The 1846-nt window shown below is 66.5% G+C and carries 2 protein-coding genes; both read right to left on the bottom strand.

What is annotated here, in order from left to right; genetic code table 11:
* Positions 1–836 (bottom strand): TauD/TfdA family dioxygenase (locus HCU76_RS36250; protein ID WP_218512052.1); only part of this gene is annotated, 836 nt, incomplete at its 3' end.
* A gap of 29 nt (positions 837–865) precedes the next feature.
* Positions 866–1846, bottom strand: a 981-nt coding sequence (locus HCU76_RS36245; RefSeq protein ID WP_218512051.1) for a quinone oxidoreductase, incomplete at its 5' end; no start/stop codon positions are given.

Genomic DNA, 1846 nt, shown 5'->3' with positions numbered 1-1846 from the left:
CCCACGATGGCGGCGCGGTCCATCTTTCGATGGCAGGGCGCGTAGTCCATGACCGCGTAGTGCTGGGTGCTGCGGTTGTCCCAGATCGCCACGCTGTTGGGCTTCCAGCGCCAGCGCACCTGGTACTCGGGGATGCTGGACTGGGCGATCAGGTACTGCAGCAGATCGCCGCCGGCCTGGTTGTAGTCCTGGCCATAGCGCACGTTCTTCTTGTTGTGGAAGTTCACGAAGTGCGTGGCGAAGGCGTTCACGTACAGCAGCTTCTCGCCGGTCTCGGGGTGCGTGCGCACCACCGGGTGCTCCGAGTCGGGGTACTGCGCGCGCATCGCCAGGCGCTTTTCCATCGGCATGTTCGAGGCGAAGGAGCTGTTGAAGCTGTGGTTGGCCCAGAGGTCGGCGATCTGCGCCTTGACCTCCTCGGGCAGCTTGTCGTAGGCCATGACCATGTTGGCCCACATGGTGTCGCCGCCCACGGGCGGGCATTCGACGCAGCGCAGCACCGCGCCCATGGGCGGTGCGGCGCGCCAGGTGCCGTCGCTGTGCCAGGCATTCTCGTAGCGGTCGGCGGGGCTGTCCGGGGTCTTGTAGATCTGCACCAGGCCCGGTGCGTCCGGATGCGAGGGCACCATCGGATGCGATTCGAGCTGGCCCATGCGCGAGGCGAAGGCCACGTGGGCCTGCGGCGTGAGGTCGTCCTGGTCGCGCAGGAACAGCACGCGGTGCTTCAGGAGGGCCGCGTAGACCTCCTTGAACAGGCCCTCGTCGGCGGCGGCATCGGCCAGGTTCACGCCGACCAGTTCGGCGCCGATGCTGGCGGTGAGTTGTTCGATCTTCATTTGCTTGTCTCCTTCGTTCTTTGAATCTGTCAGACCAGGAAGATCGACGAGCCCGTCGTCTTGCGCGATTCCAGGTCACGGTGCGCCTGCACGGCGTCTTCCAGCGCGTAGTGCTGGTTGATCTCGATCTTGATGCGGCCGGCGGCGACGTGGCCGAACACTTCCTTGGCCAGCGCTGCCTTCTCGACCGGGTCGAAGATGTAGTCGGCCAGCGCCGGGCGCGTCATGTAGAGCGATCCCTTGATGGCGAGCAACTGCGGGTCGACCGAGGGGATCGGGCCGCTGGCCGTTCCCACGCACACCAGCAGGCCGCGGCGCTTGAGCGAATCCAGCGAGCCCATGAAGGTGCTCTTGCCCACGCTGTCGAACACCACGTTCACGCCCACGCCCCCGGTGAGCTCGCGCACACGCTTGGCAACGTCTTCGTGGCTGTAGTTGATGGTGTGGTCGCAGCCGTGTGCACGGGCGACCTCGGCCTTCTCTGCGGTGGAGACCGTGCCGATGACGGTGAGGCCCAGCAGCTTGGCCCATTGCGACACGATCAGGCCGACGCCGCCTGCCGCGGCGTGCACCAGCAGCGAATCGCCTTCCTTGAACGGATAGATGCGGCGCATCAGGTAGGCGCTGGTCAGCCCGCGCATCGTCATGGCCGCGGCGGTCTCGTAGGAGATGCCCTCGGGCAGGCGGATCAGCGGTGCGGCGGGGATCAGGCGCTCGGTGCTGTAGGCGCCCAGCGTGTTGATGAAGCCGGTGTAGGTGACGCGATCACCCACGGCGACGTTGGTCACGCCTTCGCCGATGGCCACCACGACGCCGGCGGCCTCCACGCCCAGGCCGCTGGGCATGGGCACGGCGTAGGTGCCGTTGCGGAAATAAGTGTCGGCGTAGTTCAGGCCGACCGCCACATGGCGCAGCCTGACCTGACCGGGGCCGGGATCGCCGACTTCGACGTCTTCGTAGCGAAGGACTTCGGGGCCGCCGGCCTCGTATTGGCGTACTGCTTTTGCCAT

This window comes from Variovorax sp. dw_308, from assembly GCF_019207085.1.
Taxonomy (GTDB): domain Bacteria; phylum Pseudomonadota; class Gammaproteobacteria; order Burkholderiales; family Burkholderiaceae_C; genus Variovorax.
Note: the sequence above shows the minus strand (reverse complement) of the source record. Positions and strands in the feature narration are given on the sequence as shown.